We start from the raw sequence: 22,985 nt of genomic DNA, 5'->3' as shown, positions 1-22,985 counted from the left end.
ATTCCATGTAAAGCTGAACGCTCTGAACCAATCGTTGTCCATTTCTTCTTTCGCGGTACTGGAACAGGGATGGTTATATTCTTGCGTTTGTGTTTGTATAGCTTCGTACTCAACAGCATTTTGTATCCATATTTTCGTATCCGAAGACAGATATACACTATTTGCTGGCCATTAGTAATAACTTAGGGCATATTTCTGGATAATACGTGAGATGTATCTTCGTTGTAGTTGGTCTTAGAGTTATATGAAGAAATGGGATTGTTTATAATCTACTGTCCGTGTTTCGACAGACGTTTGCAGGCGATCAATCAAAATCGCTACGCCTGTCGGAAACTGTTCGACGGCAGCGGCCATGTTTGGTTTCTGAAGTTGCTTCGACTCTTCTGAGAGCTCGGTACTGAGATCCTTTTGAAGCTTTTCACGACCCTCAACGGCCGTATTCGATGTGGCTAATCAATTGTATTTTTCTCTCCAGTGGCCGATCTCACGACTTATTAGAAGGTCGGCACACCGAGCCGCCACACAAAAATAAGTCGTTGCCTGCGAAGGGCGAGCGAATGGCGATAGATGGATCTTACATCAGCTGCAATCCTGCCGGGAGAGCCAGTTACCGACAGCTATGGATAATGCACTGGTCTGTCTGAGTTGCCAATATTACTCTTGGCTTTGAGCGAGTGACACCAAGAGAAGGTAGGCAACCACACCAGTGATCCAGACAAGAACTCCAGCGACCTCGGGTCCTTGTAGGTCAACGTATTCGATGAGTGCTACTGGACTTATACTCAGCCCGAATATCCCGATCGCATGGCCGAGTCTATGTGGTTGCTTCCGAAACGTGATCTGTTCTCCAAGCAGCGGGATCTCACATGAGACATAGAAATACACACTACCGGCGTACACTGCTGCAATGCCGAGCGCGAAGAACCAATCCGGAAGCAAGAACCGGTAGACAAGACCGCCAACAGCGAGACCACAGAACAGAGCGATTACGAGGGACTTGGGTTACGCTTTGACCAACGTGTGGTTATCCTTGTTGCATAGACACTTTAGACCGCATCATTCTTCGCGATAGTCATCGGTGGCCAGACACGTCATCTCGAGCAGACTCGGGTTACTGCGGCGCGGCGTCCGTCTCACGGTAAGAGAACGACTCTGGCGAGACAGTCTGTTCATCGCCTTGAGAGTTGATCAGTACAGCCCAATGCTTACACTGACACGTGGCGAATCGTGGTTGTGGGCGATAATCTTATTGAGCCACCTGAAGTCTGTCCTAAATGTGGAGCAGTAGACGCTTACGCCAAGCGGTTTGTGACAGGCGGTGGATGGCGGCCAGTGTACCGGTGTGAGAATTGCGGACATCATAGGGTGTCATAGAACAGTTCACAAGGGTGTTGTTTGCCTCCGTTGTACCGAAACACAATCCTGAGACCACCAACCATACTACGCGAACTCCGATATGAGAGTTTTTCCTGCTATACTCACATCCTCTCCGTACTTGTTTTCCAGATGTTCTATGATCTCAGATTCAAGAAGGAGAAATGAATAGTTGTCGCCTGTGTCCGCTAATTCGTAGAACCGAAAAGGAAGATCTGCAAGGAGATATTCGTTGATTTCGTCGACAACCAAGTCAAATCGATTGTGGCCATATTTCGTATCCGGATAGGCAAATTCGAAGGAATCAACTCGTTCATCGTCTCTATCGAGGAGTTCGATCCTAAAGGATTCACCATCATCGAGATAGTAGGATTGATCCGGCCCCCACCAGCCAACTCGTTCGCCTGAATTAGCATAAAACCGGATTTTGTAGCCGTAATTCTCTAAAACCGCACTGAGCGATTTTTGCGGCACGTCCTCGGGATATTTCCAATCTGAAAACACACCCCGAGTGGATAATCTGAGAAACGTGTGAACGGTATTATATACGGGGACCGGTTCACCCTCGCGGACATTATAAAAGGTCTCATCCTCGTCCAAAATGTAGTCTTCAATAGTCTTGGACTCTTCTAACTCGCAGTTGTAGTACTGTTCGTAGGACCGTCTAACGCTGTCAGCATCGAAGCCCAAATCCCGTAGAAGATCAGCGATCCGAGACGCAGCCTCTGGTTTCGAGGTATCAAGTCTTCCCTCGTGGTTGCTCTTCTCAGGTTTACTCACAGAATGTGTATTCTGGTGGGTTGTTTCTGTTCCGGAACGGGGTCCGTGATTGTCGTCTAATTCAGATTCGTTTGTGGACTTCCCGAAGATCGACATCAACCTATCGAGTGGATTCATAGGTCAGGTTCCCCCAGATCTTGCATATAGGTTCCATGGAATTTGATATCGAAGTAATATAAAATTAGGGGCTGTACGGCCGTTCTAGACTTGCCCTCTTAAGAAGGTGTCATAGAACAGTTACACACCAAAGAGCAGGGTGAACGCTGAGATGGATGAGTCCAGCGACCCTGCAAGATGACCCGTCGGTAGAGTCGGTTTTCAATGTCGCGGAGACTGAGACGCTGGCGTTGTTTGAATACCTCTCCTTCGAGTCTCTCGAAGGTTTTGACGTGTTCTCCCCGGCGGAGACGGGGCGAACACGAGAACACGAGCCTCTAGAGATGATGCGTGGCTTCCTTCATTGCTACTACCACGATATCTACGGCATTCGCCCGGTTGAGCGGGGGCTTCGGAATACGGTTGTCTGGCTTAGCTGTGGGTTCGATCGACTGCCCTCGATAGACGCAGTCGATCGCTTTCTCACCGACCTCGAACACGTCGTCGATGGGGTCTTTGACCGACTCGTCGAGCAGGCCGCCTGGCGCGGCCTGCTCGACTTGACTTACTGCATCGATTCGACCGATGTGAGGGCGATGCCCGCTGATAAAGATGCGTCGAAGTGCTACGATCCAACCGCCGAAGAGTACTACTACGGGTATGGTTGTACGATTGTTTCGACCGGGTCACAAATCCCAATTGCGGTGGAGTTCACGGAAAGCAAACAAGCACCAGAAGAGACGGCGATGCGCGTCACGCGTGACGCGCTCGCCGTCGCAAGACCGGTGTGACGGTCGGTGACAGCGCCTACGACACGCTCCACTGGCACGACCCCTGCGACCAGCAGGTGGTCGTGCCAGTGGCACCGTACAACGCGCGAAACACTGACGACCCATTTGACATTGAGTACAGGGTTGAAAACCACATCACCGAACATAGCGAAGATATCCAGCTGAAACAATCGACGATAGACGAGACGTATAGTCGCCGTACTGGAACTGAACGAACCAACGAATCAGTGAAGAATTCCGGCCTCGGACGAACGCACGCTCGAGGCCGCGTCCACGCACGAGCGCAAGTATTGCCTCGCGCTGTGTCTTCGCCTCGTCGTCGCAATCACCAACTACGAACGCGGAGACAATCCGGGAAGCACGATCATCATGGTGTGACAAGAGTTCTATGACACCCTCAACGTCAGTATAATCCTTCGGTGACAGATTAGTGGTCAATGTGCAGGCTTACCGAGTAGTCGTTTCAGGGAAGTACCCGAGCAATAAATGACTGCCGAGCAGAGTCCCAAGCGAACGGGTACACACCGGAGCGTGGCCCTAGCCAGGTACCAGAGCCCGTGCAGCTACACTGTACTCCCAGTGAATGGCATTCCTGCTAGCGAGCGACAGCGTCTCAATACTCTACCGCCACACTCCTGATGTCCGTCCACTCCCGGTACACCACATGATGCGAGCCGTAGTTTCCGCACTCACTCACAGAACACCGGTCGCTACTGGTCACGCAAAGAGAATGGTGGGTTGCTTGTGGATGGGAGAGTTGGGATGCAACGCACCATCCATTGTCGCCGTCGTGGATGTCGACGACAGGCTCCAGCCCCGACACAATTGGGAGGATGGATGAATCCAATGGGATCGGACAGGGCACGGAACCCATGTAGTCCTGACACGAGTGGCCACGAAAACGTTTGTGATATCCCCACGCTGTCTGTCGGTTTGTCGACGATCCACGACCGACTGAACAACCAGCTACGGAATACAGAAGCAACTGCACAGCTCTTACATTCCGAGCAACAGCAAGGCGGGTGGCAGCCGGGGGAAAGCGGCGTGCCACGCACCACCCAATGTCGCCGTTGCAGACGACAGGTCCTGCACCCAACACATTCGATAGGACAACTGGCTATCAGGGAAACATGGAGCGGGGGGCAGAACCTAACCGACTAGTATGCAGTTGGTAATAAAATGGGTTGTGATATCCGCTTGCCGTCTGTCGATAATTCGACAGCTACACACTCACACGTACGTTCTCGGGAGGCAGGCCGATGACTCCACAGCCGACCGTCGGCGAGATCGCCGCTATCACGACCATCAACAGTGAGCCGCTGTTGCTAATCAGCTCCGTCACCGACGATCACGCCACGGATGTCCTGCTGGCGGACATCCCAACAGAACCGCTCTACAGACTGTAAGCATCCGGCCCGGACACAGCCACACGCCGACAGTTGGCTCAGACACTTGGTCGGGTTGATGACCGCATGTCGTTCACGGTCACCCACACAGACTACGCACTGGTTGAACGCGACAGCAGCCGTCCTCACCCCTTCAGAGGAGAAGATAACTGATCGCTCGTGTTGTACCCACGAGATTGCCATCGAGCGTCGGGCAGTGCTCAAAGAATGACCGATCTTAGTACTCACCCCGGTATCGATCACGACTGTAACCCTACCAGCAGGAGTGCGCCGCTACCGGTGAATCCAGTGACACGCTGGTCCGGACGACGACAATGCATCCATACGGCTAGTCGCCGCCGACGCCGCTGTCTGCCAGCTGCAAGAACCGGGAACGACCTCCTGTTTCCAGGAATGTAGTGAGTGGTCGTGACACGAACGGAGCGACCACAGCGATTCCTCAGTTCACAACGGGTGTGATGCCGAGAGTCAGCTAAGCGGCCTAAATATCTCCGTTCCGAATGTTGGCAACTCGTTGACGACTGAACAGTTGCTCGTCTTGATCAAAGATATCGGAGAATAGCTGTTTTGCAGCACGCGCGGTCTTTGCGAGGTTGATAATTGGGCCCTGGTACATCCCGCCCGCCGGGTAGACTTCTCTGTTCTGGACCGCGCTAAGTTGGCTCGCCACGCTGTGATCCTGGAGGGACGTAAGATACGTTTCACGGAATTCCGAGCGCGTCCAATACTTGTCTGTGTAGAACAGCATAATCTCGGGATCGACCTCCAATAGCGTCTCGTAATCGATGGTGCCGCGGTCTGAGGTGAAACTCTGGATATCTGAAACTTCAAAAGCATCGCTCACACCGAGGTCGTGCCAGTGTTTGTATGCGGTCGTGTCATCGAGCCGATACGGATAGTATTTTTCCGGTTCGGTTGATGCTGGAGAGAGGAGCCCGATAGCCGGCCGCTCGCTCTCGGGTGGCAGTCGTTCCTGTATGCCCGAAATGGTCTCGTCGTGGAGCGTCTGAAGCGCATCAAAGCGGTCCATTCGCTGGAATACCTGTGCGACCTTCTCGGTGGCCTCATACAGCGAGTAGTACGGATAGTCTTCGTGCCACGGATACGTCGAGAAACTCGTGTTGCCACAGAACGGAGAGATTCGGTCAGCCATCTCCGTAACATCCGCACGTTCCCAGTTGGGGATGAGATTAATCATATAGTTCGGGTCGATAAAATGGACGCCGCTATCGATTTCCAAGAGAATCTCCTTGGAAATCCCGTCCTGCCAGAGCGAGACCATATCTTCCTTGCTTGTGGACAGGCCCGGAATGTCCTCGTATGCCCACGTTCGGTACTCACCCGTGAGGACGACCGCGCTCGGCTTCTCCAAACCGAGTGCGACACCCATGTCTCCCCAACTGGCGTTTTCCGCGACCCACGTTTCGGGAACGGACTCGAAGGTCACTTCGCCGGCCGGTTCTATCGACACTGAGTACGAACTATCCGCCGTGGTCGTGTCAGAGGTCCTCGTCGTGGTCTGTATAGAACCCGACTCATTCGTGTTGGACTGGGAGCCATCCCCATCGGTACAACCAGCGAGCAATCCGCTACCGACGAGGGCGCTTCCGTACTTAATGAGATCTCGTCGCGTCGATGTACGAGAGCCGGTGGAATTGTCTTGCACACGATTTAGGCCAACCTAAATATTCAAAACTGTTTTGGAACGCAACAACTCATTCGTAGCGTCATCAACCCATAGAGAGAAATCGGGTCCGACACTACCCAACCACTCGAAAGACAGTTAGCAGATTGTCTGGTAGCAAATGGGCAAACGGACACGAACTGCTCGCGTCTCAAACTGACTCAACTGGGCAGTACCGTTTGTACTAACCATCTGATGGAAGGCGCTATTGAGGGTATGCAAACTGTTCTATAACATCTTTTTAGTGACTAGAGAACAGGATGCTACGTTGTGAATTCCGCCCTCCAGAGGCCCCACGGCCCACTCTCACAGCACTATATCCGAACTGTAGACACCCCATGCTTGCCCTGTCACATTCAGTTACAGAAGCGAGCTAGTCCACAATTACTCAGGAACTGCGGTGACAATTGGGTGCCGAGAACGTCCGAAGAATCTGAAGGGGGCTAGTAGTATGGCCAAGGATTCAGATCTCAGTGTGAACGGTCCTGATACCCTGGGCGGCGCAGTACTATACATGCTTGTCGGTATTGCTATCGCCGGCTACGGCGGATTTGACTACGTCCAGCAGACCGAAGCGGTTCGAAATTCGGTTGAAGTGGACGCGACTGTCACAGAACTCAGCATCGAGACAGATAGTGGCACATCATCGAACCCGGGCGTAGAGTACGAACCAACCGTCGAATTTGAATACACGTACAATGGGACAAGATACACTGGAACAAAACTCTATCCAGCGAATATTGAGCGTAATTATGAGACACGATCAGCAGCCGAATCAGCGGTTGAGGATTACGAACAGGGAACACAGACAACTGCATATGTGTCGCCAGACGAGCCAGGAGATGCGTTTCTAAAGAACAAAACATCGAGTGCACCAATCATAGCTATCGGTATTGGTGGATTATTCGCTCTCTTTGCAGCTTTTTCGGCAGTGAGAAAGATCTGAGCCACCACGTATAATCGACCGCCGTCTTCGAGAATCCTTACCAGTCGCTGGAGCAGGGATAATGCTAGCTTGTAACCGACCGTAATCGCAGTTCCACGTAGCTAACCAACACAACCGACAACTAATGAGAGTGCGTTGGTTAGCACATGCCCGATCCCGCCCATGCCGAGACCGGATTCGAAAAACGCCGAGCCATTGACCGTGACTCGATCCCCCCAGAGTTGACTGAGATATACGAACGAGCATCGAGGATATCGAGACACTCTGTGCAGACCTAGAAGTGGCAGCCGAAACGGGCGATCAATCCACAGACCAACCCGACACACCGGAGGACTGGGACGAAGATGACTGAGAGGACCAACTTGCCGAGGCGCGTGAGAAGGCAGAGATTTCACAAATAACGGGTACGCTTACCACGAAGACGATGGATGACCGTAATTTACTATTTGCAGTGGCGAGACAGCAACACGATCACGAGCTAGGATGTGGACCTGCTGATCCAGCCTGAGAAAATTACCTGTGAAAGCGAGTGAACCAGGTTCAAGGTAGACCTGCGTTCTGAGCACCAGTAACTGATTTTCGTCCAAATTTGGCTATCCAATCGATACGGACCTATCTCGAATACATTGCTTGTCTTGATAGAGAGCTATCACAAGCATCTTTACTGGTAGCTAATTTGTGCTGATATGGTCAACCGCCCTCAAGATGCCCTCCCTGCGGTAACACTGGCTGTTGTCATCCTCTTGGCTGGTTGTGCTGGGGTACCTACCACAGACCAACAGACCCAGACTCCCGAATCGACGGTCGAAAACTTTTCGTATCCACCGGGGTGGTCTCAGGAGGGGATAACAGTTTCAAACGTCTCTACTGCACTGCAAACGCATTCTGCGACGGTGAAGAACACATCCCGCAAAAGCCGGTTGACTACTATCAGCGGCGGCAAGAACCGCACGATAGTGCGGACGCTCGATGCCGATGCTGGCACCGCTGAAATACGGTTTGTCGATACGAGGTACGGTACGGACTCACACACATATTATAACGCTGATGGTGTGTACAAGTATGATCGAATATCAGGCGAGTTGGAACAGCGTCCCGGCGAGGATTGGGAACGAGAGCGTGTCGCCTCGCACGAGGGACTTCGACGGCCCTTGCTGAGTCTCGAAATAAACGCGACAGAGACTGTTATTGTTGAGGGGACGACAGCTGTCAGATACACTGTGACTGGTATCAGAGACCCTGACTTTGTCCCAGCCAATACCGCAACCGGGCACATCATTGTTGCCGAGGAAGGATACATCGCAGAATTCAACATCACGAGAGGGAACGAGAAGTTCACTCAGCAAACAATATATGAGGTTTCTGAGTTTGGAAACGCGACGGTACCCCGGCCAGCGTGGATGCCGGAAAAGTAGCTTCAGTAATACTTTGAACTCTACTGGTCGGACGCTGTTCTCGGTGAAATAGCCGTTCAATGAGTCTGCGAAGCTACCTTTTCCTGCCTCGGGCGTGCATTCGATTCGCTCGCGTTCAGGATACTGCACTCACTCTGCTCGTGTGGATGCTCACTGCACCACCTGTACTGATCGCTGGAGCAACCTACAGTTCAAGTCGCTCCATCGGCTCAACCTCGAAGGTCAGCAAATGTGACCGAAGACGGACGTAGGCCCTGTCGCCATCAGTCGTCACACAGTACCGGTTCGGCCTCGCATCGCGAGGGTCACTGTCGTTCTCTTTCCATTCCTCCAGCGTAAGCTCAAGTGTCTTCAACTCGCCGTTAGCGCTCTCGAAGACGGTCGCAACCGACGGTGTTCCGTGGTTGTCAGCGACGTAGGCCACCGTGACAGCGTCGTGGTCGGCGTCAAGTTTCGTCCACCCATCGAGTTCGTCCGGCGGGTCCTCAGCAAACTGTTCGATCTCACGCCGCGTCAGTTCGGCCTCTGCTGCATCTCGCCACGCTTGCTTGATATCCTTGGCTTGGGACCGCTCAATCTCTTGGAGCACGTCGGTGTCGATACAGTCCGCAGCCCAGGCAAGCACTGTCTTGGCCTTCTTATGTCTCTCCTCGGGTTCGCCGACTAGCTGCCCGAAGCTCATCTCATTGGGAGACATCAGGAGAACGTGAAAGCGCCAGTAGCCAGGATCAGCGTCGTAATCATCACCGGCATCGGGAGCCCACGACTCCATCGAGGTCTGGACTTCCTCGTGATGACCGAAGCCGGTTCAGTCGACGCCGGCGCAGCCGTACTCGCAGCAGTCGTGATCGTGGGCGGATGGCGGTAGCTCCGTCAGTGAGCGCCGTTCCCATCGTCTCCTGTCATCGGGCGTCGGAATACCCAACGAGATGATATCGGGTTCCGCTTCGACCGCGTTCCGGATGATACCTTCCAGAGAAGCCTTTGACTCCGGCGCGAAGCCTGTTGCTTGGATGCTACTCCCGGTTGAGGCCGGCCTACTGCAGCCAAGTGACACTTCCCGTTCCCTGAACGTGCAGAGTTACGAGGGAGATGATCGTACTCGTTAAGCACGGCACTGAGGATGAACGCTTGTAACTCTGACTGGATGACAACATCGAGACACGACTTCAGAAGAGCGTCGGGGATTATTTGAAAGTCCGGAGTCGTTGACCCACACAATGGTGTCACTGCTAACCGTCGCCGGCATCGCTGTCGCCGTGTTCGTCGGCTTCAACATCGGCGGCTCGTCGACAGGTGTAGCGTTCGGGCCGGCGGTGGGTTCACGTCTCGTTCGGAAGGCGACTGCGGGAGTTCTGTTCGTCGGCTTCGGCTTCCTCGGGGCATGGACCGTAGGTCGGAACGTCATCGCAACGATGAGCAGCAGTATCGTGCCGGCAGCCCAGTTCACGCCCATTGCAAGCGTCGGGGTTCTGTTTTTTACGGGCGCGTCGCTGTTGATATCGAATCTCTACGGCGTCCCAGCCTCCACATCGATGACGGCTGTCGGTGCCATCGTGGGGTTGGGGCTCGCCTCGGGCACGCTCAATCAGGCGCTGATGTTCGTCATCGTCTCGGCGTGGATCGTCGCCCCACTGGTGAGCCTCGCCATCGGGCTCGTGGTCGGGCGCTACCTCTACCCGTATCTCGACCGCTACGTCGCGTTCACGAAGTTCGATCTCCACTTCGTCCAGATTGACCGCTCAGGGACAATTCCACGCCCATATCTAAACCAAAACGCGTCGCCACAGGACGTCGTCGGGTCACTTTCGGTGGTCCTCATCGGCTGTTATATGGCGTTCTCGGCGGGCGCGTCGAACGCGGCGAACGCCGTGGCACCCCTTGTCGGAGAAGGCGGCGCCCTTACCGTCGACCAAGGAGTCCTGCTCGCGGTGGTAGCCTTCGGACTGGGGAGTTTCACAATCGCCCGGCGTACGCTGGAGACAGTCGGGGACGACATCACGGAACTCCCGATCCTCGCGTCGCTGATCGTCTCCGTCGTCGGTGGGACGGTCATCACGATCCTCTCATACTTGGGAATCCCTGCGAGTCTTGCGGTCAGCACTACCTCTGCGATTATCGGGCTTGGCTGGGGGCGGGCGAGTCGGGCTGCAACGCTTTCGGAATTAGCCACCCCGACGCCCGAACGGTCGGAGCTCGATGTCGCCACAGGGGCACTGGTTACATCACGCGCCGAGGAGGCGCCAGCGAGTCCGACCATTGGAGACATCGCCCGACACGAAGAGCCTGCGGAGGGGTCAGAAGCGGTCCCGGATGTTCCGGACATCGGTGCAGAGGGGCCAGCCGATCTCGACGAGCGAAGCCTCTTCGACCCAGCGGCAGCCAAGCGGATCGTCACGATGTGGGTCCTGACACCCTCGCTGGCAGTTGCCGTTTCCTACCCGGTGTTCGCAGTGCTGCTGTGAGGGGTGGACGCTATACGAGCGGTGATACACCCGGAATGGTCGGTCGCGAGCGACGCGGGGGTCCCGCGAACGCAGTGCACGGGACGTCGGTGAGTTTTGCTCACCTGTAGACGGCAGCGGCGAGCGGGACGAACACCTGTTCAACCGGTCACGTCAGTCGGCCAGCCATCCACCGTCCTAGCGGACTCAGAAAGGGCGAGGCCGCCTCAGCCGTTCCCCGACCCCGCAGTACCGCAGGCACTCGGCTTCTTGCTCGCCTACGCAGGAGCCCGAAGCGCGGAACTCGTCGCCGTCTCCGATGACGAGGATTTTCAGAGCTCACGGTTGACTGTCGTGTAGTACATCAGAAACAGGATACCGGTCTAATGTTCCAGTTACCGCTCGTAGTTCGGGGACTCGCTTCGAGAGTTCTGCAGGCGTGTGGCCGTCCGACCCAAGAACGAACTGGATTCCGTACTCGGTGAACAGATCTAGCACCGCTGGATCAGGATGTACTCGCCCAAGTGAGCCGTGGACACGGCCAGCGTTTACTTCAGGAACTATCTTGGAGTCAACAAGCGCCCGCGCGACCCGTTCGTAATCTTCTCGAGTTGTGTGCCGCCGCAATGCTGGAATGCGTTCTGGGAGGTCAAGATGCCCCAGTACGTCGAAGAGTTCAGATTCGATGAGTGCAACTACCGCATCGTAGTACCGCTCGACGGCTCTCCGGCGTTGGGTTGCGGACGCAGTGCCGTACTGTGTCCCACTGGTGTAGTCGTACTGGTCGGCGAAGTGGACGCTCCCGATAGTGTATGCGAAGTCGGCCGTGTCGAGAAACGCCGCAATTCGCGACTCGGTCCCTTCGACGTAGCTTACCTCGGCAGCATCGTACAGTCGGAGGTCAGTCGTCGCTCTGGCAGCACGAATATCCGTCCGGCGTTGTTGATACGTTTCGACGAGGTCGTATCTCGCACGTCGCCCGAAGTCGTCTGCAGTGACGATACAATGATCGGTCAGCCCGAGTGCAGACAAGCCAGCCTGTTCGGCCGCGGTAATCATTGCGTCCAGATCCGACCCATCCGAGTACGTGGTATGCGTATGGATATCGGTCTGCATCAGGTCTCGCTCTCGCCACTTACGTCATAGAGTCGTTGCCCGTCCAGCTTCGGAACGATGTCACGGCTGTCGAACGCGAGTGTGTACTCGTAAAGATCCGTCCGTTTGGTCTGCGGTTTCTCTTCGTACTTCGGCCCCTTCCCAAACTGAACGACCTCCCGATATATGTCGCGTTGCTCCGGTGTCAGTGGCTTCCCGTGCAGTTGCCGCGCAATATACAGCGCGCCAACGAGATCCTCAGGTGAGGGTTTCCCTTTTGAGCCGGCGGCAACAAAATACGTCTCGTGGTCGCTGTCTGCGAGATAGTTGGCAACCGCTTTCCCGTTAGTCAACCCACCAACGTATATATCGATGTCGTCACCGCCTGCTAAGCGAAGATCCGTGACTGCGTTCCCACCGTTGGTCGAGGTCATCGCAGTCGGTCGACCAGCGACGTCAATATCCTGCACAAAACTCGGCGAATTAAAGAAGTCGTATCCTTCTTCGCCTCGATAATCTGGGCCGGAACTCCCGCCGATTTTCGCGTCTGGATGCTCAGCCTTGAATGCTGGTTCGTTCCCTCGTTCCTCGGTAATGTAAATATACTCCGCGCCATTTGCAAATAGTTCTGGGACCGTCGTCGAGAACTGCGCTACGTCGACGACGACATAGTTCCCTGGATCGGGATCATCCGGGATCTTTGCACGTCCGAGGATAATCGTCTCCAGCAGTTTCGATTCGAGTGAGTTACCAGTAATCAAGCTCACATCTCTCACTCAATCCGTCATGTCAAAAGGACCGCTAAGAGTGCTATACACCCGTTACACTCGATATATATGCCTCAATAAGTCTGTACAACACCAGTAGATCCCCTGTACAACCAATCGGAACGGCAGTCTGAGAGTGAGAATGAGAACACGAAGAGGGTGGAAAGACATTAAAGGAAAAGCGCGAGCGCGGCAACGACAAAGAGAGAGCCGGCAAAGAATCCGACATCCTTGGGCCGGATCTGCATATCTGCTAACCGAAGTTCTGTACTCGCTTCGTTAGCTAGTGAGTGCGAGAATCCCCGAGCCTCCATTGCCTCGACAGTGACTCGACTTCGCTTTGCAACATTGAATATCATCGGATAGAACGCACGTACCGATAGCTTCAGCAGGTAGGCATAATGACGCCAGCGGAATCGCCCGGGTGAGTCAGGAGCCGTACTCCGTAGCCGGAACGAGTTCACCAGATCGTGGTATTCCTGAAACAGCACTGGGAGCATCCGGTAGCCGTACGTGATGAGGAACGTAAACTGTCGTGGAATCCCGAGACTTCTGAGACCCTGAGAGAGGGTCTTCGGGCCCATGCTCGAGAACACTGCCAAACTCGATACGGAGATGATCGTTAACTTCAGCGTGTACGGTATTAGCGCTCGAATTGCCGCGACGGGATCACCCGTGAAGACAGTCACGACAGCGTACGATCCTAACGTCGTTGCCACAGTAAACGCCATCAGCCCGACGAGAAACAGGCTGACCCGTGACAGGACTGCGAGCACTGACACGAACGCTAGCAGTCCGAGAAGGACGGTCGTGTCGTAGAACAGCCACGGGACGAACAGGAAGACGACGTACCAGAGTAACAGGACTCTGGGGTCCAAGCGGTGGAGGAACGAACCTTCATTCTCGTAGGCCGTCCGGAGCAGGTCAGACTTGATCGCCTCGACAGACGTGGCATCGCGAAGCGTATCGAGTGTCGTCATTACTGCTCCTCCACGGGCGATTTTGCTGTCTCGGTCGATGGACTTGGTGTGTTCAGTCGATCTGTGAACGCCTCGACTGTGAGTGGAGCAGGAGTAAGATCGAGTTCTGTCCCCAAGCGAACCACTTGCGGTGGGTGAAGGTTTGCTTGTTTGAGGGCAGGAAGGTCAGCAAACACGTCACTCGGCGGACCGTCAGCGATTATGTCACCGTCGTCGAGCACGACGACACGAGTCGCCCACGATGCCGCGAGTTCGAGGTCGTGTGTCGCAATCACAACCGTCTCGACACGCTCGCCTGCCCGGTTGATGGTTCGACCGACCTCCTCACGGCTTGCGAGGTCGAGACTGCCGGTTGGTTCGTCAAGCAAAATAATCGACGGGTTCGTCGCCAGCCCGATCGCCAGTGACGCCCGTCGCTGCTGGCCGACGCTGAGCAGACGGCCATCTCGGGACTGGAGGTTCTCCAAGTCGAGGAATTCGATCACCTCGTCCACTCGCTGCTCAACGTTCGGGTAGTCCCTGTCGTCGAGATAGTGGCCGACATCGGCTCGGACACTATCGTCGATAAACATCTCTTCTGGGTTCTGCTTGACGTACACAACCTCCTCGGCCAACTGCTCCGGGAGTACATCTTCAGTGTCCGTTCCGCCAACGGTTACCGTCCCTTCGTCGGGTGTTTCCAAGCCAGTCACCAGTTGCATGAGCGTGGATTTCCCAGCACCGTTGCTGCCGGCGAGGACGACCCGTTCGTCCGGGTAGACATCCAGTGAGAGGGTATCGAGAACGTCTTTCGTCCCGCTTCGGAGTGTCTCGTATGAATGTGAGACGTCATCAAAGGAGACGACAGGCTTCCCAGTCTGGTTCACTTTCGATGATCCATCAGTTCGTGCTCCAGTGGTGCTGCCGTAATCGGTGAACAAATCAAGGCCATCCGCAAGTGTCACCGGGAGCGGGCGAGCATCATCAAGGACGCGCTCGGCGATCCGCGTGACCTGTGGGGGATGGACATCCTGCCCTCTGAGATCTTCGAGCTGATTGAGGGCCGTCTCGACCGGTAATTTCCAACTGACAATGCCATCCTCAACGAGGACAACGCTATCACAATATTCGGCGATGAACTCTGTCTGATGCTCGATAGTGACCACGGTTTTCCCATGGGTTTCGTTGAGCATGGCGAGGCGGTCGTAGGTCTCTCGGGCGTTGACTGGGTCAAGCTGTGCCGCTGGTTCGTCGACGACGAGGATATCGGGGTCTAGCGATACTGCTGCTGCCAGCGCAACCAAGTGTTTTTGCCCGCCGGAGAGTTCCCAGACGAAACGGTCCTCCAGCCCACTCAAATCAAGCAGATCTAGTGTCCGGTGGACTCGCTCGCGGTAGTCCTCGTGCCCATAGTTCATCGGGGCGAACGCGACTTCCTCGAAGACAGTCGGACTGACAAGTTGGTTGTCGAACTCCTGGAACACGTAGCCGACATGCTGAGAGAGGTCTGCAACAGAGCTCTCCGAGACATCGTGTCCAGCGACGGTAACTTGTCCTCGCATATCCCCCTCGTAGAAATGGGGGATGATCCCGTTAAACGACTTACACAGCGTCGTCTTGCCGGACCCGTTCCCACCGATGATGGCGACGAACTCGCCGGGTTCGATTGTCAGATCTGCCCCGGACAACACGGCTTCCTCAGCACCAGGATACTGGAACTGCAGTTGTTCAACGTCAATGTGAGAGTTATGTGTCGTTGTCATCATCTTAGGCCGTTTGCGTTGCGCGGTACCAGACGATGGAGGCCACGATAGCGGAGACGACAATCGGGACTACGATGTAACTCTGGCCGAACGTCGCGAGGAATTCCGGCTCCCAGACGACGTTGACCGCTCCACCGACTTCGCTGGCAGCCTCGGCCACGAAGGCGAGCGGGAAGGTGATAAGCACCGCCAACAGCGCCTTCGGCGAAAAGCCACGCCACATCGACCCGCCGCGTTCACCCTCAAACGGTTCCATACCGAGCAGCGGTTCGACTTTCCCGTGAAGCTTGGGGTAGAGATACAGTGCGGGGATTACGCCGAAAAGAATCCCCGTGATCAGCATCTGTGTGAGAAAGTCAACCCCTTCAAGCACGATAATGCTCTCGGGGAGACCGGGTACGGCTTCCAATTCTTCAACCCCGATATACACCTTCCCAATATCGATGAACGTAGCGAAGAACTCTTCGAGTGCCTCAGCCAGAAACACGACAATTGCCAGCTGAGTGGTGTTTTCCGGGTCTTGAAGCAGTTTCGCGGCGAAATAATAGCAAACAGGGATGAGGAGCAAACCCTCCATGGCACCCAGTCCATCGAACTCACCAAGCAGTATTTCGCCGAATACGATTTCGCCAACAGGAACGGCTACTGCAGCCCAGTAGGTCCTGAAGAGTAGCACCAGCACGATCGGGATAAAGATGAAGCCACCAACGCCCAGTTCTAGCGGTCCGACCGTGAACTCAGGCATGATTTCTGTGAACGCATTCTGCAACCCAGTAAGGGACATAACGAGTATGAACACCATCATGTCCTGTTTACCAAACGAGAACCAACCCTCCGTATCAGCCGAGAGTGTGCTCATGCTACACTGGGACGCATGCTGATGACGTGTTTGAGCATTTATAATATGTATACTGAGTACTATGAACTGGCCACCGTGGCTCATAATGCTATATACGGCCCTGTTTAGATGTCTCCAATAACGTGAGGTGGCGTTGCAGAAGGGGACATCCATGACGGGACCGGTCAGCAATCTTGGAGTCGTCCACCCATCTGGACAGTGATGCCCTCTTCGCGAGCGTAATCTGCGACGGTCTTGAACGGGAGACCGAACGAATCGACGGTCGTCTCGTGTGGAATCGGCCAGTCATCGCTGTAGACGACGTAGGAGTTGGTGGCAAGGCTGTACTCTCGACCGGCTTCGAGACTCTGGCCGTTGACAGCCACGCCGATTAGCCGTCCAGCCGCGGGATCGTACTCGACGGTCATTCCGCTGACGTCGCCGTGCCAGAGCCGTCCGTCCTCGCGGTGGGGACGGAAGGCCGCCTCCAAGAGGGCGCGTAGCTGTTCACCCGTGACGTGGAGGACTTCTACCGTACCGCCGAAGGGGTGCACACTGGCCACCTCGCCAGCCGTGACTTCGCCGGACAGGGGTCGCCCCTCTCGAAGACCGCCATTGTGGACGAAGCTGACGTCGGTATCAGCCGTCCAGCGATAGGCGTTGGCCACGAGATTGCCAACACGACTCTCGCCGCGGGTTCGCCGGTCGAGACCTCGATGGATCGGGTCATCGACAGTGGCAACAGTCTCCAGCAAGCCGACATCGGACAGCTGCTCGCGTGTCGTGTCAGCCACGGATTCGTCGAGAGGTCCCTCAGCTGTCGAGTGACGGGTGGCACTCGGCGAGCAAGTCCCGTCAAAGAGCTCGACTTCCCAGACCACCTGCCCGTTCGCTCCGGGACGGACGACCAGTGTTCCGTCGGCAATCTCGTGGCGTTCCGTGTGGACGTGGCCGCCGAGGACCACGTCGACGCCCTCGACGGCCGCAACGGCGGTCTCTAGGTCGCTCCGCAAGTGTGCGAGAACGACGAAATGATCGACACTGTCACCGAGTTCACTGACCGCTGTCCGCACGCTCTCGACCGGACTGGCCACGTTCAGCTCTGACGCGCCGGTGGGTGCAATCCGGGGAGTCGCCGGATCGATGACGCCGACGAATCCGACTCGCCGCCCGTCTCGGTGCAGGACCGTCGTTCCGTCTAACCCAGCGAATGGAACGCCACGCTCGTCCTCACTCTCCCCTTCAAAAACGTTCGCGACGATCCACTCCTGTGGACTCTTCGAGATCACGTCTAGAATGGGGGCAGTCCCAAAGTCGAAATCGTGGTTCCCTACCGTCTCGACGTCGGTACTCACTGCCCGGAAAAACGGCATCGCTTGATGCCCCTCGTAGTAATGAGCGAGGACACCCGGTGCAGTGTTGTCGCCGGTGCCAGCGACCACTGCATCCTCACCGCGGATCGACCGGATCGTTCCGGCAAGCCGACCCATGCGCACGGGGTCGTCGCAAGCGTTCTCAATGTCAGAGTAGTGGAGCAACCGGATCGACATCTTTCGGAGCCGATTCCAGTGGGGCATAGAAGTGAATACCGTTTGCTTCTTGGCAGGGTACCGATAGCAGAAGCTGTCGGTTCTGGAAGGTCGCGAGTTCGTTTAGCGATTACACCGGGTTCAGCGCCACTAGTTTGCGGAATATCGGTAGCAGGGCGAGTAGAGATCCACTATCCAGATGAGTGTCCCCATTGAAATTGACGTCCCGCTAAGTACCAACAGGACTGACTCGCTGCGATAGTTAGAACGGATTTGAGAGATATTCGTTCGGAATTGAGTTGCGCACAGTAACGAGTGGGTCGACGACTTGGCTGATTTCGAGGCCGCCAACGAGGCTCGAAAAGAGGTAGGCGTCGGTCAGCGTGTACTCGTGTTCGGCAGCGAGTAATTCGATGAGGTCCTCGTTTGCCATCTTGACCGCATCTTCCATCGTTTCGGCACTTGCAACCGTCTTCCACGCGTCACCAGTGTCGACGAGTGGGCGCTCAAGATCGACAGCAGCGTCCGCGATTACTGAGACGGTGACGTCGATTTCGGTTCCGATTTCGGCACCAGTACCACACATTTCACCGTCTGCCATCGCAGCCTTCGAATCACCCATCGCTAACATCGCACCGTCTTGGAACACCGGAAAATAGGCTGTCGTCCCGGTGGTCATATCCGTCGTATCGAGATTTCCGCCGTGGTCGTGTGGCGTCAACGTCGACATTGCTTCCTCGGATGTTGCCACGCCAATGGTCCCGATGACAGGGTCAACTGGGATCTCCATATCCTTGAACGAGAGTGACGTACCGTCGTTAGTTATCTCCGTCACGCGCGTCGCTGGGTGTTCGATGTTTTCGTGATCCTGCAGGAGTCCAAACCCCGGTGCCGTAATTACGCGACCCAAGTCCTCGTTGAGTCGTACGTCTTCGATCTCAACCTTGAGGACATCGCCGGGTGTGGCTCCCTCAACAGCGACCGGCCCTGTAGCCGCGTTCACTTCTTCAGGGATCGCATCCATCAGATCAGCGTCTGACTGAACGGCTTTGTTCAGGCTATCGATGGTTTCAAACGTGAGTGATTCCCCATCTGCAGCCGTATACAGCGGTTCCATATTCGGAGCGAACTCGTAGACATGGCCATCTTTGTATGATATGACAGTCCGTGCCATCGTACGATTTCGTTGAAAACTGTCACTTATAAATCTATTTGAGTGAAATCTGCGTTAGCTCGATTTTTCGGTACTTCGGTCCATCTGACTCCAGTCCCACGAGAATCGATCAAAATGAACGACATGGCCACGCGCCGAGAAGCAGTCTCCGGCTATCGCTAAACTGGGACGCTCCATCGACTTGCCTTCGAAGGTCAGACGATGCGAGCGAAGAAAGTCGCGACTGGTAGAGTCCGTGGTTGTCAGTTGACGTGTAGCTGCACGGACGGTTGCCACTCGACAGTGCCACTCGCATGGTCCCCGCCCCACGATGATTTGCTGAAGCTAGCGTGTATTCACGCGAGAATCTAACAGGCCGTCTCATTCCGATTCGTCGATCAGTGTTTTGAGTTCCACCAGCCGTGGCAGTTCTGAAACGCCGCTGAGTACGACCAGAACCGACAACGTGTTTCGACCGGGCGTCGGCATATCGCCGCTTCGCACCTCTGGTGACTGGAGTTCTTCAGTGAGCCATCGCCGCCCGTCGGTAACGGCATCCCGGATCAACCACGCGGGCGGCCCGGCAAACACGGCCAGGGCTCTATCGACCGAGTCCAGCTCGCACTGGGCCGTCAGTTTGCCACGGACCGCTCGGCGAAGTGTCGTCTCGACGGCGTTGTATGCCTCGATTTCGTCGACGTCGTCTGAGCTATCGCCGAGAAAACGGTTCTTGAGCTGGTCTATGACTGTTCCGTCACCCCCGCCATCGGCCGATTGCAGGTCCTGACTGGCGTAGCCAAGCACCGTGAAACCCGAGTCTGAGAGGGTGTTGATTATTTCGCTGGCGTCGACGACACTCTGGCCGACTGCCTCGGATGCCGTCGCCTCACCTGCTGCGAACAGCGCCCCCAGCCGCGTCACGACCGTCTCGTTCAGTGTCTCGGCGGCCTCATCGACTGTCTGCCCGCTCCCGAGCCACGCTTCGTTATCGAACAGTATCTTCCCGTCGACGGTCGCTTCCAGCGCTCGAAGTGCTTGGATGGTGTTCGCGGCTGCTTCGTCGTCTCTGCCGGTGGGCAACACCGACAGACAGTAGACTGGGATCGTGTAGACCTCTCTGAGTGCGTCGGCAACGTGGGCCGTGGCGCCGCTGCCCGTCCCGCCCGCAAGCCCGGCCACGAGGACGATGGCGTCGATATCGCTCGTTACCAATTCGTCTATTGCCCGGCGCACTTCGAGCCGTTCGTCTTCGATGGCGGCGGCACCGTTCGTCCGGTCCCCGTTCGTTCCGCTCCCGTTTGTTTCGGAGAGGCCGAAGGCGTGCCGACGGTCGTTCGGGAGTGCGTCGAGTTCAGTGAGCGCTTCGGTGTCCGTGTCGAGGGCACAGGCCGCGCCGAGATACGTCGTCTCGCGGCGGTCGTTGTCCTGCCACAGCCGCTCGACGATCCGGCCTCCAGCACCACCGATTCCGACTGCCGCGACTCGCATACGTCGCATTTAGTGTAGACTGATATTAATAATCCGACTCGGTACGAGGCCCCACCGGAACCTCATCGCATAATGAGGTACAATCGAAAACAGGGAGCGAGCTTCGTTAGCGGTTCCTCTGTCTGGTGTCCCTGTGCCAGACCACCAGTATCCGTCGGACCAGAGGCTTTTCATGCGGCAAGCGCTGAGAGAGGGCGTGTCTCAGGCCCTCGCCAACGAGCCATCCGATTCCCTGTCTGTCACTATCTCCGGCGGATCGATGGGTGGCCTGTTTACCGGCATCGCTCTCGGTAGTGCAGGCCACGAGGTAACTATCGCCGAGCAATCGGCCGGCGACCTGCGAAGTCGCGGCGGCGGCATCGTCGCCCAGCAGTCAATCCGCCGGTTCCTCTCGCACCACGACATCGTCGACCCAGCGCGCATAACCACCCGAGCCAGTGAGCGGCGCTTTCTGACCGCTGACGGCGATGTACGGACATCGACACCAGATTCAATGGTGTTCACCTCCTGGGACGCCGTCTATCGGCAGTTGCGAGCGGCGTTCCCGGACGACCGGTACCACACCGGTCGGACTGTCACGGGCGTCAGGGCCACAGACGGCACGGTTAGATTCGCCGACGGGGATCGGACCACCGCCGACTTGGTCGTCGCTGCCGACGGCGGGCGGTCTACAGCCCGTGCGCAACTGTTTCCCGACACCGACCCGGAGTTTGCTGACTACGTCGCCTGGCGTGGTGTCGTCCCGGAAGCGGACCTGTCGGACACAGTTATCGACGCGTTCGATGGCCGTTTCACCTTTTATCAGGGGGAACAAATGCTCATTCTTGCGTACTTCATCCCCGGCGAAGACGGCAGCACCGCCTCCGGTGGCCGCCGTCTCAACTGGGTCTGGTACGATACGCTCTCCGGGCGAGAGCGTGAGACGATCTTCACCGACACAACAGGGGCAAGCAAGCAGTTCAGCGTGTCGCCAGGGCAGCTCCGAGGCCCAGTCGAAACTCGCCAGCGCGAGCGGGCAGCCGAGATACTGCCGCCCGTGTTTACCGACCTCGTTGCAACAACAGCAGCACCCTTCGTGCAGGCGATTTACGATCTGCAAATCCCCCAGATGACAGTCGATAGAGTCTGTCTGCTCGGTGATGCGGCGTTCGTCGCCCGCCCGCACACAGCCGCTGGCACTTCGAAGGCGGCGAGTGATGCCGTCGAGCTAAAAGCCGCTCTCGACCGCCACAGTTCCCTTGGAGACGCACTGGCGTCCTGGGATGATGCCCGGACCAACTACGGAGCGCGTCTCGTTGCGCAGGGCAAGCGAATGGGCGACGAACGGTTGTCACTTGGGAGTTGATGGACTACCGTTCTGCGTGCGGTTCTCTCGGGTATAGGTTCGGTACTGACTCTTAGATTCTGGCGCTGTCTTCCCGCGTTGTAAGAATGGACGGCGTGTTACTTGTCTGCTGCTCTGCTAGTCAGCATATGACCCTCGTTGTGCCGTTCGACGGTTCCGAACTAGCCGAGGCAGCACTCGTCCGGGCGACGGAGTTCGGCACTGTCTTCGAAGAGGATGTGCTGGCCGTCAGTGTCATCCGGGATGGGAATGCCAAGTACGCTCGGGAACACGACTGGATCGGGCCCAACGAGGACTTCAATCTGGAGACGGTCGTCACCTCACTGCACGAACAGGTGATGGACCTGTGTCCGAGTTCGGATTTCCGACATACAGTCGTAGATCGATACGCGCCGGCTGGGGCTGTAGCGAAAGCTATCCGTAAGATGGCCAAGAGAGAAGACGCCTCAATGGTATTCATCGGAAGCGAAAACGCCGGTCATCTCGTTACAAGCATCAGCAGTGTTGGCGGGTCGATTGCCTCGGACGATGCCTACGACGTTGTCATCGTTCGACATCGCAACCCGTCCAAGATTGCCAAGCTCAGGAACACGTCCCCGCACAGACAGCCGAAATCCGATTTTTATCTCCCGGAATAGGAACGGCAGTCGTTCAGCAAAACAAGTATTGAAAACAGAAGCGCGTCTTTGGACGCTTTTTCGCCGAATATCTTCGCACTCTGTCTCACCAATTGAGACCTGTGGTATCGTTCACTTAGCAAAGCGTGGGTCCCACGTATGCAAATACGCGCTGTCCAACGGAGTGATGACCGGTGCAGCTGTCACGGCGCGACTTCCTGACCGCGGCGGGCGCGGGGACGGTCGGCGCGCCCGCTCCCGGTGCGTCGCTCCATCTCGTAACTGACACCCGCCCGGGCGATGTCAGCGGAACTCTCGAAGATCTTACCTCGGCACCGCCACGGGTGGCCGTCGAACAGAAGGAGTCCGGGGTGTGGGCGCTACAGATATCCAAGACCGTTCCTGACCCAGCCGAAGACGTGACCTGCTAACCGAGGTTGAACGCCCGGGTTGCCAGACGTTCCCGGTTCGCTTTTCCCTATCAACTAAGTGGTG

General features: G+C 56.2%; 17 protein-coding genes and 3 pseudogenes. 9 read left to right on the top strand and 11 right to left on the bottom strand.

The annotated features are described in order from the left end of the window. Positions 1 to 1,440 precede the first annotated feature (1,440 nt). Positions 1,441 to 2,271 (bottom strand): hypothetical protein, encoded by an 831-nt coding sequence (locus tag C443_RS20400; RefSeq protein ID WP_049944171.1) that lies wholly within the window; start codon positions 2,269 to 2,271, stop codon positions 1,441 to 1,443. 155 nt (positions 2,272 to 2,426) lie between these two features. Between C443_RS20400 and C443_RS20395 the strand changes: the two are divergent. Together C443_RS20395 and C443_RS22440 are read left to right on the top strand one after the other, a co-directional pair. Continuing rightward, positions 2,427 to 3,419, top strand: a pseudogene (locus C443_RS20395) (transposase). 881 nt (positions 3,420 to 4,300) lie between these two features. Then, positions 4,301 to 4,447, top strand: a complete 147-nt coding sequence (locus C443_RS22440; RefSeq protein WP_005538834.1) for a hypothetical protein — start codon at positions 4,301 to 4,303, stop codon at positions 4,445 to 4,447. 481 nt (positions 4,448 to 4,928) lie between these two features. Here the strand turns inward: C443_RS22440 and C443_RS20385 are convergent, their stop codons facing one another. Continuing rightward, the gene (locus C443_RS20385; protein WP_049944170.1) at positions 4,929 to 6,113 is read right to left on the bottom strand and encodes an ABC transporter substrate-binding protein; all 1,185 of its coding nucleotides are present in this window, start codon (positions 6,111 to 6,113) and stop codon (positions 4,929 to 4,931) included. A 469-nt stretch (positions 6,114 to 6,582) separates the two neighbouring features. On the opposite strand from C443_RS20385, the gene C443_RS20380 reads away from it, so the two are divergent. Together C443_RS20380 and C443_RS22295 are read left to right on the top strand one after the other, a co-directional pair. Then, positions 6,583 to 7,077: a DUF3592 domain-containing protein gene (locus C443_RS20380; RefSeq protein ID WP_005538829.1), complete on the top strand. Its 495-nt coding sequence runs from the start codon at positions 6,583 to 6,585 to the stop codon at positions 7,075 to 7,077. A 686-nt stretch (positions 7,078 to 7,763) separates the two neighbouring features. After that, positions 7,764 to 8,492, top strand: coding sequence for a hypothetical protein (locus C443_RS22295; RefSeq protein ID WP_049944169.1), 729 nt, complete (start codon positions 7,764 to 7,766; stop codon positions 8,490 to 8,492). A gap of 184 nt (positions 8,493 to 8,676) precedes the next feature. Here C443_RS22295 and C443_RS20370 read toward each other — a convergent pair. Continuing rightward, positions 8,677 to 9,300 (bottom strand): annotated as a pseudogene (locus C443_RS20370) (hypothetical protein); the annotation flags it as partial. Between the two features lie 412 nt (positions 9,301 to 9,712). On the opposite strand from C443_RS20370, the gene C443_RS20365 reads away from it, so the two are divergent. Then, positions 9,713 to 10,957, top strand: a complete 1,245-nt coding sequence (locus C443_RS20365; RefSeq protein ID WP_005538825.1) for an inorganic phosphate transporter — start codon at positions 9,713 to 9,715, stop codon at positions 10,955 to 10,957. A 234-nt stretch (positions 10,958 to 11,191) separates the two neighbouring features. Beyond that, a pseudogene (locus tag C443_RS22290) lies at positions 11,192 to 11,266 on the top strand (site-specific integrase); the annotation flags it as partial. Between the two features lie 9 nt (positions 11,267 to 11,275). Here the strand turns inward: C443_RS22290 and C443_RS20360 are convergent. The 8 genes from C443_RS20360 to C443_RS20325 all read right to left on the bottom strand — a co-directional run bounded on the left by C443_RS20360 (position 11,276) and on the right by C443_RS20325 (position 20,528). After that, entirely contained in the window at positions 11,276 to 12,052 is a 777-nt protein-coding gene (locus C443_RS20360; protein WP_005538824.1) for a PHP domain-containing protein, read from the bottom strand. After that, positions 12,052 to 12,798, bottom strand: coding sequence for a 2-phosphosulfolactate phosphatase (locus C443_RS20355; protein ID WP_005538823.1), 747 nt, complete (start codon positions 12,796 to 12,798; stop codon positions 12,052 to 12,054). The genes C443_RS20360 and C443_RS20355 overlap by 1 nt, the downstream gene beginning before the upstream one ends. A 170-nt stretch (positions 12,799 to 12,968) precedes the next feature. Then, positions 12,969 to 13,778: an energy-coupling factor transporter transmembrane component T family protein gene (locus C443_RS20350; protein WP_005538822.1), complete on the bottom strand. Its 810-nt coding sequence runs from the start codon at positions 13,776 to 13,778 to the stop codon at positions 12,969 to 12,971. Next, a complete protein-coding gene (locus tag C443_RS20345; RefSeq protein WP_005538821.1) occupies positions 13,778 to 15,523 on the bottom strand; it encodes an ABC transporter ATP-binding protein in 1,746 nt (581 codons plus the stop codon). The genes C443_RS20350 and C443_RS20345 overlap by 1 nt, the downstream gene beginning before the upstream one ends. Before the next feature lies 1 nt (position 15,524). Beyond that, the gene (locus tag C443_RS20340) at positions 15,525 to 16,379 is read right to left on the bottom strand and encodes a hypothetical protein (RefSeq protein ID WP_005538820.1); all 855 of its coding nucleotides are present in this window, start codon (positions 16,377 to 16,379) and stop codon (positions 15,525 to 15,527) included. A 164-nt stretch (positions 16,380 to 16,543) separates the two neighbouring features. Next, positions 16,544 to 17,908 carry a bifunctional metallophosphatase/5'-nucleotidase gene (locus C443_RS20335; RefSeq protein ID WP_005538819.1) on the bottom strand — a complete coding sequence of 455 codons (1,365 nt, stop codon included), beginning with the start codon at positions 17,906 to 17,908 and terminating at the stop codon, positions 16,544 to 16,546. A 241-nt stretch (positions 17,909 to 18,149) separates the two neighbouring features. Beyond that, positions 18,150 to 19,061, bottom strand: a complete 912-nt coding sequence (locus C443_RS20330; RefSeq protein ID WP_005538818.1) for an acetamidase/formamidase family protein — start codon at positions 19,059 to 19,061, stop codon at positions 18,150 to 18,152. 360 nt (positions 19,062 to 19,421) lie between these two features. Then, complete coding sequence (locus C443_RS20325) at positions 19,422 to 20,528, bottom strand: tubulin/FtsZ family protein (protein ID WP_005538817.1); 1,107 nt, start codon at positions 20,526 to 20,528, stop codon at positions 19,422 to 19,424. Positions 20,529 to 20,724: 196 nt separating this feature from the next. Between C443_RS20325 and C443_RS20320 the strand changes: the two genes are divergently transcribed. From C443_RS20320 to C443_RS20310, 3 genes are all read left to right on the top strand, one after another. Further along, on the top strand, positions 20,725 to 21,873 hold the full coding sequence (locus tag C443_RS20320; protein WP_080505506.1) for an FAD binding domain-containing protein: 1,149 nt from the start codon (positions 20,725 to 20,727) through the stop codon (positions 21,871 to 21,873). A gap of 128 nt (positions 21,874 to 22,001) precedes the next feature. Beyond that, positions 22,002 to 22,511, top strand: coding sequence for a universal stress protein (locus C443_RS20315; RefSeq protein ID WP_005538815.1), 510 nt, complete (start codon positions 22,002 to 22,004; stop codon positions 22,509 to 22,511). A 173-nt stretch (positions 22,512 to 22,684) separates the two neighbouring features. Next, on the top strand, positions 22,685 to 22,921 hold the full coding sequence (locus C443_RS20310; RefSeq protein ID WP_005538814.1) for a twin-arginine translocation signal domain-containing protein: 237 nt from the start codon (positions 22,685 to 22,687) through the stop codon (positions 22,919 to 22,921). The last annotated feature ends 64 nt before the right edge of the window (positions 22,922 to 22,985 follow it).

Source organism: Haloarcula argentinensis DSM 12282, assembly GCA_000336895.1.
GTDB classification, from domain to species: domain Archaea; phylum Halobacteriota; class Halobacteria; order Halobacteriales; family Haloarculaceae; genus Haloarcula; species Haloarcula argentinensis.
Note: the sequence above shows the minus strand (reverse complement) of the source record. Positions and strands in the feature narration are given on the sequence as shown.

Coding starts and splice junctions, on each gene's coding strand:
- C443_RS20400 (WP_049944171.1), bottom strand. CDS start 2,271: ATGAATCCACTCGATAGGTTGATGTCGATCTTCGGGAAGTCCACAAAC.
- C443_RS22440 (WP_005538834.1), top strand. CDS start 4,301: ATGACTCCACAGCCGACCGTCGGCGAGATCGCCGCTATCACGACCATC.
- C443_RS20380 (WP_005538829.1), top strand. CDS start 6,583: ATGGCCAAGGATTCAGATCTCAGTGTGAACGGTCCTGATACCCTGGGC.
- C443_RS22295 (WP_049944169.1), top strand. CDS start 7,764: ATGGTCAACCGCCCTCAAGATGCCCTCCCTGCGGTAACACTGGCTGTT.
- C443_RS20365 (WP_005538825.1), top strand. CDS start 9,713: ATGGTGTCACTGCTAACCGTCGCCGGCATCGCTGTCGCCGTGTTCGTC.
- C443_RS20360 (WP_005538824.1), bottom strand. CDS start 12,052: ATGCAGACCGATATCCATACGCATACCACGTACTCGGATGGGTCGGAT.
- C443_RS20350 (WP_005538822.1), bottom strand. CDS start 13,778: ATGACGACACTCGATACGCTTCGCGATGCCACGTCTGTCGAGGCGATC.
- C443_RS20345 (WP_005538821.1), bottom strand. CDS start 15,523: ATGATGACAACGACACATAACTCTCACATTGACGTTGAACAACTGCAG.
- C443_RS20340 (WP_005538820.1), bottom strand. CDS start 16,379: ATGAGCACACTCTCGGCTGATACGGAGGGTTGGTTCTCGTTTGGTAAA.
- C443_RS20335 (WP_005538819.1), bottom strand. CDS start 17,908: ATGTCGATCCGGTTGCTCCACTACTCTGACATTGAGAACGCTTGCGAC.
- C443_RS20330 (WP_005538818.1), bottom strand. CDS start 19,061: ATGGCACGGACTGTCATATCATACAAAGATGGCCATGTCTACGAGTTC.
- C443_RS20325 (WP_005538817.1), bottom strand. CDS start 20,528: ATGCGAGTCGCGGCAGTCGGAATCGGTGGTGCTGGAGGCCGGATCGTC.
- C443_RS20315 (WP_005538815.1), top strand. CDS start 22,002: ATGACCCTCGTTGTGCCGTTCGACGGTTCCGAACTAGCCGAGGCAGCA.